Source organism: Micromonospora sp. CCTCC AA 2012012 (assembly GCF_040499845.1).
In the GTDB taxonomy this organism is placed as follows: domain Bacteria; phylum Actinomycetota; class Actinomycetes; order Mycobacteriales; family Micromonosporaceae; genus Micromonospora; species Micromonospora mangrovi.
Map to the genome: position 1 here is coordinate 2,271,378 of NZ_CP159342.1, position 13,306 is coordinate 2,284,683.

Sequence of the window (13,306 nt, forward strand, 5' to 3'; positions counted from 1 at the left end):
CGCCCGGATCCGGTGGCCCTTGGCCGTGGGCAATGTGTCACAGCCACTCACCCGGCGGACGGGTGCTCATGACACCGGTCCCCGACGGCGTCCGGCAGCAGGACGCACCCGCACACCCGGCACGTTCCCCAGCGGCCGTACCACGATCCCGTGCGCCGGAACCGGGCTAGGGCAGCCCGCCAGGCATCGACATCGGCCTCGTCGGTCTCGCCGTCGACGTCCATGGGGCACCCGGGCTCGCTACCGGCCAGGAACCCGGCGACGAAGTAGCGGGCCTCCTCAGACATGACCACCAGGTCGGCGCGCGAGACGTTGTAGCTCACGCCCTCGTGGGGACACCACGCCGCGATCCGCCCGGTGAACGTGTGGCCGTTACCGACCAGGACGTCACGCCCGCAGGGGGCCTCGAACCACAGCCGCTCGTCGCGCGTGGGCTCATCGAGCGGAGCCCGCTCCCACCGCAGCGGCAGGCTCACCTTCGCCACCACGCACGAGGGGACGACCTCACCAGCCGAATACCAGGCGACGAGATTGGCCCCCCGCTCGTGGGCGTACGCGATCGCCTCGTCCCGGGCCGTCAACTCCAACTCTGTCCCGGTGTCGAGGTACACCTCGGCAGCCTCGATGGCCTCGTCGAAGCGGAACTCGGCCAGCGACCGCATCCTGTCGGGCATGGGCGACGATTCTAGGTCCACCGCGCGGGCCCCGAAGATCCGCAGTCGCCGAATCTCGCCCGACCTCCGGCCAGGAGGTGTGCTCGCACCGCCGCGTCCCGCAGCGATGGCGCGGTCACTCGCTCACCCCGACGACGTGATGTCTCCCCCACTGCCTGCGGTCGACGCCCTGCTGTTCGCATAGTTCCACACGGTCCTGGTGGGGACGGAGTCATGCGTGTGCGCCGGTCGCTCCACGAACAGCAGGTGCCTCAACTCCTCGGTCGGGCCGTGCTCCGCGAGCAGCCAGGCGCGGAGCAGCCAGGCTCCCGGCCCGAGGATCTGCGGCGTCCCGTCGCGTACGACGGTGCGATCGAGCAGGGGCAGGAGGGTCGGCACGATCTCGTCCAGGTGCCGCCGCACCCGGTCGGACACTTCGGCCGCCGTGCTCTCGTCCGAGATCCGCCACTGGTCGTCGCCCGACAGGCCGGCGGAGCCCAGCCGTCTGCGCCACAGCCCGTTGTAGTGCCGAGGCAGCTCCGACGCCGGTCGTCCGGTTCGCTGGCGGTCCCAGTCCCACTTCGGCGCGAGCACCAGGGCGAGGTTGAGGTAGAACACCGTCTCCGATGGGCTGGAGTGGTCGGAGATCTGCACCTCGACGATGAGCGCATCGCCCTCGGGCGAGAACCGGCGGAAGACCCGCCCACCCTCGTCGGGCTCGAAGCCGTACCCGATGAGCTGGCGCCCGACGGCGCGGATGCAGGTGTGGAACCACCGGTCCAGGGTCACCTGGCTGCCTCCTCGACGGGCATGAAGGGTACGAGCCGGCGGGGCGTCGGACCGGAACGGAGGTGAGGATCAGACGGCGGGGTGCCGCGTCACGTCGTAGGGGTTCCAGTCGAGGTCCCAGAAGGGCTCGACTCCGTGGTCGAGGATGTAGTGCCGCTCCGCCGCGTGGATCGGGTACATGCCGACCAGCTGGACGATGTCGTGACCCTCGTGTCCGGGTCCGCCGACGTCGACGCGGCGGTCTGCGGTCTCGATGACGCTCGGCGGGCCGACCACGAACGCCGTCATGTCGGACTCCGGGGCGATCCGCTCGCCGAAGTCGATGGTGTTGCCGTAGCGGAAGGGACACCTTCCGCGGAGGCTCTCCCCGAGGTGACCGACGGCCCAGGCCCACCGGTCGTCCCCCGAGCGGACACTGACGCACAGCTCCGGGCCGGCCGTCGTCCAGTCCGGGTGTTCCGCCAGCGAGACGCCGTAGGTGAGGGCGGTCGTCAGGTCAGCGGGCAGGTGCCGGTAGGCGATGACGGTCACGCCCTTCATGCCCTCCCGGGTGGAGGCGACGGGCAGGAATCTGGGTTCGACGCCTCCGCTGAGGCGGTCGAGATGGGCGAGGTAGTTCTCCACGCGGCTGGCCACGCGCCCGATCATGCCGGAGCGAACGTCGCCGATGCCCGACCGGCCTCAGTGTTTCCGCGTCTCGTAGCGGGCTTCGGCTTCGGGCGAGTGGACCCAGGAGATGATGACCCCGTCGACGTCGTCGCTCGGCCCCTGCCCGGTGCCCAGGTCGATGTCCCACTCCTGCACGGACGCGCCGCAGTCGGCGATGCCCATGATGGAGACGGGCGAGCGCGGATTCTGCTGCGACAACCACTCCTGGAGCTCCGCCACGATCACGGGCGGGATGCTACGCCTGTGTCGCACGTCCGGCCCGCCGGTTCGGTGCGGCGGGCTCTCCGGCGCAGGGCACGGCAACCGTCACCGGCCCGACCTGCGTTCCCGCAGACCAGGCCGGTGACGGTACGGCTCGCCGCGAAGGACCGACTACGCGTCCGCGCCGGACCGGATCCGGTCGAACCACGCCTCGACGTCGGCGACGGTACGCGGCATCGCCGCCGACAGGTTCTCGTGACCGTCCTGCGTGACCAGCACGTTGTCCTCGATCCGGACGCCGATGCCGCGGAACTCGGCCGGCGCCAGCAGGTCGTCCGCCTTGAAGTAGAGGCCCGGCTCCACGGTGAGGATCATGCCGGGCTTCAGCTCGCCGTCCATGTAGTCCTGGCGCAGCAGCATCTGGCAGTCGTGCACGTCCATGCCCAGGTGGTGGGAGGTGCCGTGGACCATCCACCGGCGGTGCCAGCCGCCGCGCTCCCGGTCGAGCGTCTGCTCCAGGGTCACCCCCTCCGGCAGCAGCCCCCACTCGTGCAGCCGCTCGGCGATCACCCGGTTCGCGGCGGCGTGGATGTCGCTGAACTTGTTGCCCGGCCGCACCGCCGCCAGACCGGCCTCCTGCGCCTCCAGGACCGCCTCGTAGATCTTCCGCTGCACGTCGGTGAAGCGACCCGTCACCGGCAGGGTCCGGGTGATGTCGGCGGTGTACAGGGAGTCGACCTCGACACCCGCGTCGACCAGGATCAGGTCACCCTCGCGGACCGGACCGGTGTTCTTCGTCCAGTGGATCGTGTTGGCGTGGTCCCCGGACGCGCAGATCGACTCGTACCCGACGCCGTTGCCGTCGTGCCGGGCGTAGAGGCCGAAGAGGCCCTCGACCCACCGCTCGCCGCGACCCTTGCCGACCGCCTCGGGCAGGCCGGCGATGATCGCGTCGAAGCCGCGGTGGGTGGCCTCGATCGCGCGCCGCATCTCGCCGGTCTCCCACTCGTCCTTGACGATCCGCATGCCGGACAGGTGGCGGGCGAACTCCTCGTCCGCCTCCTGCTGCGCCGACGCGGACGGGGCGTCCTGCGCCCGGCTGCGGGTCTGGTCGACGAGCTCGGCGAGGTGGGCGTCGGCCGCGCGGACGACGCGTACGGCGACGGCGCCGGCGTCCTTGGCCAGCACGTCGGGGAGCGTGTCGATGTGCCGGGTGGCGATGCCGAGCTGCTGTTCGAGCTGCTGCACGGTGGGGCGCGGCCCGACCCAGAACTCGCCGAAGCGGGAGTCGGCGAAGAACTCCTCGCTGTCGCGCGGCGCGAGCGGCCGGAAGAAGAGCAGCGCCTCGTGGCGACCGTCGGAGGTCGGGTCCAGCACCAGCACGCTGTCCGGCTCGCTGTGCGCGCCCAGACCGGTCAGGTAGGCGAAGGCGGTGTGCGGCCGGAAGGTGTAGTCGGTGTCGTTGCTGCGGACCTTGAGGCCACCGGCGGGCACGATCAGACGCTCGCCCGGGAACTGCCGTGACAAGGCCGCCCGGCGGCGGGCCGCGTGGTCGGCGACCTCGGCGCGCGGGACAGGTGCGGCATCCGGCTCGGCCCAGCCGGAGGCGATGAAAGCGCGAAATTCTTCGCTCGTCGGGGTGTTGCGGTGGCTGGCTTTCACCTGCTCGTCGCTTGTCATGGTCGATATCCTGCCACGCGGTCGAAAGCCTCGGCAAAGCCGCGCGGGCACCCGCCTGCGGGCCTACAGTGTGGGGATGTGGGAGTCCGTTGCCGGGTCCGTGGTGGGCCTGCTGGCCGCCGTGATGGGCGCGGCCCCGACCCCCACACCCGCCGTCACCGGGGCGCCGGTCGACGCGGCGCCCGTGCTGACCTCGACGCCGTTCGGCGCGCTGCCCGGCCAGCGGGTCACCCACACGGTCACGATCGCCGGCAACGGCGCGCTCACCGGCGCCCGGGTCACCTTCACCACCACGGCCGACCTCGACGCGGTCACCGCCCGGGTGACGCCGGGGCGGTGCGCCGTCTCCCCGCGTACGGTCGTCTGCGAGCTGGGTGACCTGCAACTCGGTGGCCCGCAGGGCGCGCCTCGGATCACCATCGTCGGGCTGGTCCGGCCGGGCTCCCCGCCCGGCACGCTGGTCCGCAACCGGGTCACTGTCACCTCGGTGGAGACGACGGCGGGCAGCGCCCTGGTCGCCAGCAACGCGTATCTGCTGCCCGGGCCGACGGCCACACCCACCGACCCGTCGTTGGAGTCGTCGGCCGCCACCGCGGCCACCTCGCCCGGCGGCCGGTCCGGATGGCTGCCGGTCGGCGCAGCGGTCGTGCTGGCCGGCGCGCTGGGGGCGATCACCCTGCTGGCGCGGCGGCGACGTCGTCCGGACCCTCCCGGGCCGGGTCTGTAACGGTTCCGGCTCCGGTGGCGATGTAACCACGGGACGGTGCACGGGGTCGGCGGCGGGAGCGCGGCATGAACCGACGGTGGATACGAACGACGCTGGTGTCGGTGGCCGCGACGACGGCGCTGGTGACACCCGTGTGCCTGGCCGCCGGGTCGGGCACCGCCACGGCGCGCGCGACGGGACCGCTGCCGAGCCTGTCCCCGCCGTTACCCCTGCCGTCGGTGTCCGTCCCGCTGCCGGTGACTCCGCCGCAGGTCAGCCTCTCGCCGCTGCCGTCACTGCGGCCACCGACCCATACGTCATCGTCCGCGCCGTCGACGGTTTCCCCGACCGGGCGGCCGACCCCGACCCCCCGCAGGTCGCCGACGCCCGTCCGACCCGGCGGTGCGGTCACGCCCGGGGCGGGTGGGCCGACGGTGCAGCCGGGATCCGCCGCGTCGCTCATCACCGCCGATCCCGGCACGGACCTGTATCCGCAGCCGCCGGTCGACGCCGCCGACACGCCCGGTGCCCGCCGGATCGCCGCGCTCACCGACGTCCAGCACCGGATCCAATACCTGCAGAACGTGCTCGCCCGCACCCGCGCCGACCTGGCCCGGGTGGACCGTACGCCGGATCCGGTGCTGCGCCTGCTGACCGCGCTGACCAGCGGCACCGCACCGGACGGAGACCCGGCGTCGCCGCTGGCCGCGGCGGACTCACCCGAGGTGGTGGACAGCCCCGCCGGGCGCGCGGTGGCGCTGTCCGGCGCGATCACCTCCGGCCAGGCGGAACTCACCCGCCGCCAGCGGGAGGAGGCACGACTCCGGGCAGCGATCGACCACGACGTACGCCGAGGGCCCGGCCCGGCGGTCGTGGCCGAGCCGGCCGACGGCCGGGCCACCCGCCTGCGCCGCCCGCTCGCCGGCCGGCTCACCAGCCGGTACGGCACCCGGCTCGACCCGTACTACCACGTGTGGCAGGTGCATCCCGGGGTGGATCTCGCCGCCCCCGTCGGTACCCCGATCGTCGCGGCGGCGGACGGTCGGGTGTCGCGCGCCGGCTGGTACGGCGGGTACGGCAACTACACCTGCGTCGACCACGGGCGGGCGGACGGGCAGCGGCTGTCCACCTGCTACGGCCACCAGTCCCGCCTGCTGGTCGTGCCCGGTCAGCGGGTACGCGCCGGGCAGGTGATCGGGCTGGTCGGGTCGACCGGCGCGTCGACCGGCCCGCATCTGCACTTCGAGGTCCGCCTCGGCGGCCGAGCCGTCGACCCCCTCCCCTGGATCTGAACCGCCTCGCCCGTCGGAGCGGACCGGGAGCGCGCCCAACACCGTCGTCACGATCAACAGGCAAAAAATTTCCGGTGTGTTTCGGCGCTGCGACGGCCTCCATAATGGATCATGAGATCGACCGTCGTCCCTGCTCCGAGGCCGAATCGGCGGCGCGTCGAAGGCTGGGGCACGCGCCCGAGAGAGCGCTCTCTTCCGTCACGAGCCATTGACGCGCTCGTAACCGAAACCTAACCTCGCACCTCAAGAGAGCGCTCTCTCGGCGCTCCTCGATCCGCTCACCACCTACCCCGATCCCTGACAGTGAAGGGGAACCCCCCATGACACCTCCCCTCCGGGACCACTCCCCCGGTGGCAGTCCGCTGACCACACCCGTAGAGCCCACCCACCGCGGCCGGGGCATCCGCGCCCTGGCCCTCGCCACCGCCTCGTTCCTCGCCGCCGGCGTGCTCGGCGTCGTGGTCGCCGGCGGCGGTACCGCCGAGGCCGGCACCGTCGGCGCCGGCAGCTACACCGAGACCCTGCCGCCCGGCGGCGCGCTGCCCAAGGGCTGCGGCACCATCAGCACCAACCCGCGCCTCTTCGTCACCGCGGACGCGCCGAAGGGTGCGATCCCCACCAACGACTGGTGGTCGTCGCTGCTGTGGAAGCGCAACAACTGCGCCACCAGCGAGAACATGATGGCGCACCCGCTGGCGTACCACGCGGAGAACAACGGGTTGGGGGTGTCGTACACGACCACGCCGGCGATCAGCGGCACCGCCACCGGCACCGGCGAGTACCACTACCCGTACACCGAGGACATCCGGGTCGGGGTCGCGGGGCTCGGCGCGCCGATCGTCAAGGCCGCCGACTGGACCGACTGGACGGTCACCGCCGACTGGAACGACGGCGCGCGCACCATGCGGGCCACCATCGGCCACGGCCTGCCGTTCAGCTACTACCAGATCACCGGCGGCAACGCGCAGATCACCGCCGCCGCCGCGCCGACCGTCTGGGCCAACTCCGGTTCGATGATCGGCTTCACGGTCAACGGCCACGACTACGTCGCGTACGCGCCGACCGGCGCCGGCTGGACCGTGGGCGGGGCGGGCATCAGCTCCACCCTCGGCGGCAAGGGCTACTTCTCCGTCGCCGTGCTGCCGGGCGGTGCCACCGACAAGGCCGCCCTGGCGGCCGAGTACGGCAAGTACGCCCACGCGCACGTCACCGGCACCAAGATGACCTACTCGTACGACCCGGCGACCAGCACGGTCCGCACGACGTACGCCTTCACCACCACCCCGCGCGAGGGCACCGAGACCAGGACGGTGGTGTCGCTCTACCCGCACCAGTGGCGCAGCCTCGTCGGGGCCACCCCGATCACCCCCACGTACGTCTCGCCACGCGGCGCGATGCGGACCCTGACCGGCGTCGCCTCCTTCACCACCAGCATGAAGTACACCGGCGTGCTGCCGGAGGTGCCGGCGGTGGGCGACTCGTCCGGCGCCGACCTCAGCACCATCACCAACTACCTCAACGCCGAACTGGCCAACCCGGAGGGGATCAGCGGCCAGGACACCTACTGGGCGGGCAAGGGCCTCGGCCGGGCCGCCCGGGTCGCCGAGATCGCCGACCAGCTCGGCCTGACCGCCGTCCGCGACGCGGCGGTGACCGCCATGAAGACCCGGCTCACCAACTGGCTGACCGCCGGCTCCGGCGAGACCAGCCAGCTGTTCTACTACGACAAGAACTGGGGCACGCTGATCGGCTACCCCGCCTCGTACTTCTCCGACGAGGACCTGAACGACCACCACTTCCACTACGGCTACTTCATCGCCGCGGCGGCCACGGTGGCCAAGTTCGACCCGACCTGGGCCTCCACCACCAAGTACGGCGGCATGGTCGACATGCTGATCCGGGACGCCAACAACTACGACCGCTCCGACGCCCGCTTCCCCTACCTGCGGGACTTCGACATCTACGCCGGCCACGACTGGGCCTCCGGCCTGGCCTGCTTCTTCGCCGGCAACAACCAGGAGTCCTCCTCCGAGGGGATGAACTTCGCCAACGCCCTGATCCAGTGGGGTCAGGCGACCGGCAACACCGCCGTCCGGGACGCCGGGGTCTTCATCTGGACCACCCAGTCCGCGGCGATCTCCGAGTACTGGTTCGACGTGCACGACGAGAACTTCCCCGCCGCCTTCGGCCACAAGACCGTCGGCATGGTGTGGGGTGACGGCGGCGCGTACGCCACCTGGTTCTCCTCGGCCCCGGAGATGATCCAGGGCATCAACATGCTGCCGATCACCGGCGGGCACTTCTACCTCGGCAACGACCCGGCGTACGTGCTGACCAACTACAACGAGCTGGTCACCAACAAGGGCGGGCCGCCGAGCGTGTGGCAGGACATCATCTGGGAGTTCCAGGCCCTCGGCGACGGGGACAAGGCGCTGGCCAACTTCCGGGCGAACAGCACCTTCGCCAGCGAGGAGGGCGAGAGCAAGGCGCACACCTTCCACTGGATCCGCAACCTCGCCGCCCTGGGCAACGTGGACACCTCCGTCACCGCGAACCACCCGCTGGCCAAGGTGTTCAAGAAGGGCACGGCCCGCACCTACGTCGCGTCGAACATCACCGCCGAGCCGCTGACGGTGACCTTCTCCGACGGTACGAAGCTGGCCGTGCCGGCCGGTAAGACGGTCGCCTCCGGGGCGCAGACCTGGAGCGGTGGCAACGCCACCGGTGGCGTGGTCGTCCCGACCACCCCGCCGACCACGCCGACCGACTCCCCGTCGCCCACCCCGACCAGCCCGACCCCGAGCCCGACGACCACCACCTTCCCGCCGCCGCCCACCCCGACCCCGACCCCGACGACCAGCACGCCGCCGGCGACCCCGCTCAGCCCGACCCAGTACCTGCTCACCGGTGGTGCCCTCGGCGGCACGGCGGGCACCACCGGGACGGTCTCGGTGGCCGCCGCCAACGGCACCCACGACGGCACGCCGACCAACCCGCAGGTGTTCACCGCCACCGGGCTGACCGGCGCCTACAACGGCGGGACCACCGCGTTCGACCTGGCCGTCGACTCGGGCACCTCGGTCGGCAACGGCGTGCAGGCCCGGGTGTCGTACGACCTGACCGGCGACGGCACCTTCGACCGGGTGGAGACGTACAACTACTACGCCACCGACCCGGTCACGGGGGTGGAGCACTACAAGCAGACCCAGGGCCTGAAGTCGGCCACCGGCACCCTCGGTGACCTGGCCAACGGCACCGTCAAGGTGGAGGTCTGGAGCGCCCTCGGCAACGGCGCGACGAACCTGGGCGTCGGCAACGCGTCCCAGCTCGTCCTGCCGTACACCGGGAGCGCGCCGACCACCACGCCGCCGCCCACCGGCGACCCGACCGCCTTCGCCGCCGACCTGTACCTGCAGGGCAGCAGCCAGCTCTCCGGCGCGGCCGGTGCCGCCGGCACGGCGACGGTCACCGCCGCCAACGGCAACTGGGTGGGTACGCCGCACAACCCGCTGGTCTACACCAGCACCGGGGTCACCGCGACGTACAACGGGGGGCAGACCCGGTTCGACCTGTTCCTCGACGCCGGCACCGGCGTCGGCGACGGCACCCACGTCCGGGTGTCGTACGACCTGACCGGCGACGGCACCTTCGACCGGGTGGAGACGTACAACTACTACGCCACCGACCCGGTCACCGGGATGGAGCACTACACCGAGGCCAAGGGCCTGTACTCGGGCGTGGGCACGCTCGGGAACCTGGCCGGCGGCACGGTGAAGGTCGAGGTGTGGAACGCCATCGGCAGCACCCCGACCACGCTCGGCACCGGCAACCAGTCGAAGGTGACCCTCCCGTACACCGGGTGACCTGACGCAGGAGGACGCCCCGGCCGCCGGACCGGCGGTCGGGGCGTCGCGCGTCGCGGGGTCAGTCCCAGCGGCGGGCGGTCGCCGCGAACGACGCCGGGTCGCCGGCCACCGGGATGACGCAGAGCAGGTGCCCGCTCGGGGCACGCAGCACGTGACACTCCTGCCACTGGGACACCCGGGTGGCACCGAGCGCGAGCAGCCGGTCCACCTCGGCGTGGACGTCGTCCGTCTCGATGTCGAGGTGGTAGCGCGGCGCGTCGTCGACCGCCTGGAGGGCGGTGACCAGGTCGGGCACCACGTCGGCCAGCTCGGTGAACTCCGGCTCGGTGGGCACCCGCTGTGCCGGGGCGCCGAGGGCGGCGGACCAGAAGTCGCTCGCCGCCTGCTCGCCGTCGATCGGCACGTCGATGATCAGGGCGTGCAGTCGGGATCGATGCATCCCGGCACCCTACCGACATCGACGCCGTCCGGTGACCCCTTGCCGACGGCATAGATCCAGGTAGATACTCGCCGCTACAGCGTTCGCCGTGGTCACCACCCCGACGCGATACCCGGTGACGTGTCATGGGCGCCGCCGCAACCGGCAGCCCGCTCCGTCCGAGGAGGAGCCCATGCGAGTCCGCCGATCAACGTCCCTGCTCGCCGCCGCCGTCGGCCTGGTGGCCGCCACCGCGCTCACCGGTGTCGCGTCGGCCGCGCCCCGCACGTACAGCGCCGACCAGCTCGCCCGGGTCGACCGGGCCGTCGCCGCCTCCGGCGTCGGGGGCATCGCCTGGCGGGTGGACGCCGCATCCCGCCGGGTCGTGGTGACCGCCGACCGGACCGTCTCCACCGCCGACCTCGCCGCCGTCAGCCGCAGCGCCGGCCGCGACGCCGGCGCGATCCGGGTCGACCGGGCCGCCGGCGTCTTCCGCCCCCTGCTGTCGGCCGGCAACGCCATCTACGGCGGCGGCTACCGCTGCTCGCTCGGCTTCAACGTGGTCTCCGGCGGGGTCTACTACTTCCTGACCGCCGGACACTGCGGGAACGTGGCGAAGACCTGGTACACCGACTCCGGCCTGAAGACCCTGATCGGCCCCACCATCAGCTCCAGCTTCCCGGGCAACGACTACGCCCTGGTCCGCTACGACAACACCGGGCTGAGCCACCCGGGCGGCTACGCCGCCGCGAACGCGTACGTCGGGGAGGCGGTGAAGCGGACCGGGTCGACCAGCGGCACCCACGGCGGCACCGTCACCGCGCTGAACGTCACCGTCCGCTACTCCGGCGGCGGCACCGTCAAGGGCATGATCCAGACCACCGTCTGCGCCGAGCCCGGCGACTCCGGCGGCCCGCTCTATGACGGCTCCAAGGCGCTCGGCATCACCTCCGGCGGCAGCGGTGACTGCAAGACCGGCGGCACCACGTTCTACCAGCCGGTCACCGAGGCGGCCGGCGCCTACGGCGTGACCGTCTACTGAGTCACCGTCGGTTCGTCCACCGGGGACCCGCGCCACCGGGGTGCGGGTCCCCGGCCGGTCAGCTCTGGCGCAGCGCCGGCATCGGCACCGGCACCCCGAGGGCCGTCGCGCCGGCCCCCGCACCACCCTCGCAGGTGTACGGCGGGACGGTGCCGATGCCCCGGGTGGACGGGCGCTCGGCGGCCCAGAACATGAATCCGAGCAGCCCGGCGGTGACGCCCGCGCCGTGCGGGGCGGCGGTCTGCACGTACGGGGCGGCGGCCCGCTGCACCGAGGTGGCGTAGTCGACGCACTCGGGCAGCGGCTTGCCGCCGTAGGCGAGGTAGACGCCGCCGGTGAGCTTGGCCGGGGCGAGCGGCGGCACCGGCGGACTGTACTGCGCCTTGCCGTCGAGGTGCTCCTGCCAGCTCGCCTGCGAGGTGCTGGCCGACGCGGGCCGGGCCGGCACCATGGCGTTGGCGTAGTCCAGCACCGGGGCGTCGGTGCGCAGCCAGTCGGCGGTGGCCCGGCGGTTGAGGTCGATCAGCCAGCGGTCGCCGGCGGCCACGTCGATGGTGAGCCGGGCCTCGGGACGGGCACCGCTGCCGTCGTACGGGTGGACGGCGCGGTAGGCGTCGATGAACGCCTGGACGCCGGCGAGGTTCGGGCCGGTGTTCTGCTCGTAGTCGATCTCGATGCCGACGCCGAGCCGGGTGGCGACGGCGGCGGCCCGCTGGCCGAGCAGGGTGGGGTTCTCGGCGAGCGCGGCGTCCCAGTCGTCGGTGTAGGTGATACCGCCGACGGAGAGCATGACCCGGACCCCGTGCGCGGTGAAGTAGTCGACGATCTGCGAGGTCATCCCCCGGGGCACCCCGTCGAGGGTGGTCGCGTCGGTGGTGGCGTGCAGCAGCGCGAGCGGGTTGACGAAGCTCAGCACCACCAGGTTGACCGAGGGACGACCGTCGCCCCGGTCAACCAGCCAGTGGTTGCGGCTGTCGAACTCGGCAGGGTCGCGGAGGGTGCCCCAGGTGCAGTAGTCGTCGCCGCAGTGCCAGGCGCCGTAGACCTGGATCGGGGTGGCCGCGGCGGTCGCGCCGCCGGTCGGGGGTGGGGCGGCGGTCGCCGGGGTGGCGGTCGCCAGCGTGAGCAGGAGCGTGGCCAGCAGGGCGGAGCGTCGCACGGGGCCTCCCGACTTATCGGTACGCCTTGTTTACAGTAAAGCCGTCAACTCCGTCAATGCGTACCGTCCAGCTCGGCGAGGACCCGGCGCTGGAACGCCCGCGCCTCGTCGGCGGTGGGCGGCGGGCCGCCGTGCCGGGCCGCGACACAGCGGCCGAGCAGGTCGGCGTCCTCGCCCCGGTCGGCCAGGCGCCGGCCGGCGTCCGGCTTGGACAACCACACCCCGTCGCGGACCCGCACCAGCGCGCGGCAGGCGCCCAGCACCGCGTCCTCCGCGCCCGGCGCCGGCCCGTCGCCCTCGGGCAGCGGCAGCGCCAGCCACCAGCGCAGCGCCGTCGACAGCAGGCGGCGCAGGTCGGCCGGGGCGGGTTCGGCGAAGACGTCGGCGGCGGGCGGGCCCAGCAGGCGCAGGCCGCCCGAGCGCAGGATGGCCCGGTCGAGCGCGTACCAGAACCGCCCGTCGGCCGCCGGCCGGTCCGCCGGGTCGTACGTGGCCCGGAAGGGCATCGCCGGGCCGCTGTTGAGCTCCACCTCGAAGCCGGGCTCCGGGCTGCCCGAGCGCGCCACGTCGCGGCGGTAGACGACCAGCTCCAGCCCTCGCGCCGGGCAGGGCAGCGCCTCGTGCCGCAGCCGCGCCACCAGCGTGCGCTTCGCCGCGCCGGCCACCGGGTGGGCCACCACCAGCGCCACGTCCACGTCGCTGCGCCCCGGCTGGTACGCGCCCAGGCCGACCGAGCCGGCCGCGTACGCGCCGACGAGGTCGGCGCCGAGCACCGCGCGGGCCCGGTCCACCAGCTCGGCGAGATAGTGCCGCAGGTCGGAGTCCATGCCC

12 protein-coding genes are annotated in these 13,306 nt (G+C 72.8%); 4 read left to right on the forward strand and 8 right to left on the reverse strand.

What is annotated here, in order from left to right:
- Nucleotides 1-47: 47 nt before the first annotated feature.
- The 5 genes from ABUL08_RS10170 to ABUL08_RS10190 form a co-directional block, all read right to left on the reverse strand.
- Nucleotides 48-674, reverse strand: coding sequence for a hypothetical protein (locus tag ABUL08_RS10170; RefSeq protein WP_350936807.1), 627 nt, complete (start codon nucleotides 672-674; stop codon nucleotides 48-50).
- Nucleotides 675-797: 123 nt separating this feature from the next.
- Nucleotides 798-1,442, reverse strand: coding sequence for a DUF4304 domain-containing protein (locus ABUL08_RS10175; RefSeq protein ID WP_350936809.1), 645 nt, complete (start codon nucleotides 1,440-1,442; stop codon nucleotides 798-800).
- 69 nt (nucleotides 1,443-1,511) lie between these two features.
- Entirely contained in the window at nucleotides 1,512-2,078 is a 567-nt protein-coding gene (locus ABUL08_RS10180; RefSeq protein ID WP_350936810.1) for a suppressor of fused domain protein, read from the reverse strand.
- Between the two features lie 45 nt (nucleotides 2,079-2,123).
- On the reverse strand, nucleotides 2,124-2,336 hold the full coding sequence (locus ABUL08_RS10185) for a hypothetical protein (RefSeq protein WP_350936812.1): 213 nt from the start codon (nucleotides 2,334-2,336) through the stop codon (nucleotides 2,124-2,126).
- A gap of 147 nt (nucleotides 2,337-2,483) precedes the next feature.
- Nucleotides 2,484-3,992: an aminopeptidase P family protein gene (locus ABUL08_RS10190; protein ID WP_350936814.1), complete on the reverse strand. Its 1,509-nt coding sequence runs from the start codon at nucleotides 3,990-3,992 to the stop codon at nucleotides 2,484-2,486.
- Nucleotides 3,993-4,068: 76 nt separating this feature from the next.
- Here ABUL08_RS10190 and ABUL08_RS10195 point away from each other — a divergent pair, with 76 nt between their 5' ends.
- The 3 genes from ABUL08_RS10195 to ABUL08_RS10205 all read left to right on the forward strand — a co-directional run bounded on the left by ABUL08_RS10195 (nucleotide 4,069) and on the right by ABUL08_RS10205 (nucleotide 9,853).
- Nucleotides 4,069-4,719 (forward strand): hypothetical protein, encoded by a 651-nt coding sequence (locus tag ABUL08_RS10195; protein WP_350936817.1) that lies wholly within the window; start codon nucleotides 4,069-4,071, stop codon nucleotides 4,717-4,719.
- A gap of 413 nt (nucleotides 4,720-5,132) precedes the next feature.
- Entirely contained in the window at nucleotides 5,133-5,990 is an 858-nt protein-coding gene (locus ABUL08_RS10200) for a M23 family metallopeptidase (protein WP_350936818.1), read from the forward strand.
- Between the two features lie 320 nt (nucleotides 5,991-6,310).
- Entirely contained in the window at nucleotides 6,311-9,853 is a 3,543-nt protein-coding gene (locus ABUL08_RS10205) for a glycosyl hydrolase (RefSeq protein WP_350936820.1), read from the forward strand.
- A 61-nt stretch (nucleotides 9,854-9,914) separates the two neighbouring features.
- Here the strand turns inward: ABUL08_RS10205 and ABUL08_RS10210 are convergent, their stop codons facing one another.
- Nucleotides 9,915-10,295, reverse strand: coding sequence for a VOC family protein (locus ABUL08_RS10210; protein WP_350936822.1), 381 nt, complete (start codon nucleotides 10,293-10,295; stop codon nucleotides 9,915-9,917).
- A 172-nt stretch (nucleotides 10,296-10,467) separates the two neighbouring features.
- Here ABUL08_RS10210 and ABUL08_RS10215 point away from each other — a divergent pair, with 172 nt between their 5' ends.
- Nucleotides 10,468-11,316 carry a S1 family peptidase gene (locus tag ABUL08_RS10215; protein ID WP_350936825.1) on the forward strand — a complete coding sequence of 283 codons (849 nt, stop codon included), beginning with the start codon at nucleotides 10,468-10,470 and terminating at the stop codon, nucleotides 11,314-11,316.
- Between the two features lie 58 nt (nucleotides 11,317-11,374).
- Here the strand turns inward: ABUL08_RS10215 and ABUL08_RS10220 are convergent, their stop codons facing one another.
- Together ABUL08_RS10220 and ABUL08_RS10225 are read right to left on the reverse strand one after the other, a co-directional pair.
- Nucleotides 11,375-12,475, reverse strand: a complete 1,101-nt coding sequence (locus ABUL08_RS10220; RefSeq protein WP_350936826.1) for a glycoside hydrolase family 18 protein — start codon at nucleotides 12,473-12,475, stop codon at nucleotides 11,375-11,377.
- A 53-nt stretch (nucleotides 12,476-12,528) separates the two neighbouring features.
- Entirely contained in the window at nucleotides 12,529-13,302 is a 774-nt protein-coding gene (locus ABUL08_RS10225) for a nucleotidyltransferase domain-containing protein (RefSeq protein WP_350936828.1), read from the reverse strand.
- Between the last annotated feature and the right edge of the window lie 4 nt (nucleotides 13,303-13,306).